The organism is Ruegeria sp. BF10, from assembly GCF_056538725.1.
In genome coordinates, this window is the sequence record NZ_JBQFTR010000019.1 from 1 (window position 1) to 506 (window position 506).

Annotated in this window: 1 pseudogene; it reads right to left on the minus strand. The window is 59.5% G+C overall.

The window, feature by feature from the left end:
• Positions 1-359 (minus strand): annotated as a pseudogene (gene rplB / locus ACR0DJ_RS20475) (50S ribosomal protein L2); the annotation flags it as partial.
• Between the last annotated feature and the right edge of the window lie 147 nt (positions 360-506).

Sequence of the window (506 nt, forward strand, 5' to 3'; positions counted from 1 at the left end):
GCCGACGCGATGACCTTGTCACCAACAGCCAGACGCTGAGGCGCCAGGATATAGGCCTGCTCGCCGTCTTCGTATTTTACCAGTGCGATGAATGCGGTCCGGTTCGGGTCATATTCGATCCGTTCGACGGTTGCCGCGACATCAAATTTGTTCCGTTTGAAGTCAACGATCCGGTAGAGACGCTTTGCGCCACCGCCGCGGCGGCGTGAAGTGATCCGTCCGGTGTTGTTCCGGCCGCCCGATTTGGTCAAACCCTCAGTGAGAGACTTGACCGGACGTCCTTTCCAAATCTCCGAACGGTCGATCAGCACCAGCCCGCGCTGGCCCGGCGTCGTCGGCTTGTACGACTTGAGCGCCATGCTTTCTGTCTTCCGTTTAGCAATTGCGAGGGGGTTCCCCGCTATGTGAGAGGCCCCCGTAGGTGCCAAGGGTATAGGGCCCCGAAGGTCCCCGGTTCAAAATATCTAAGGCCCCGGAACGAATCCGAGGCCGCAAGATTGGGTGCG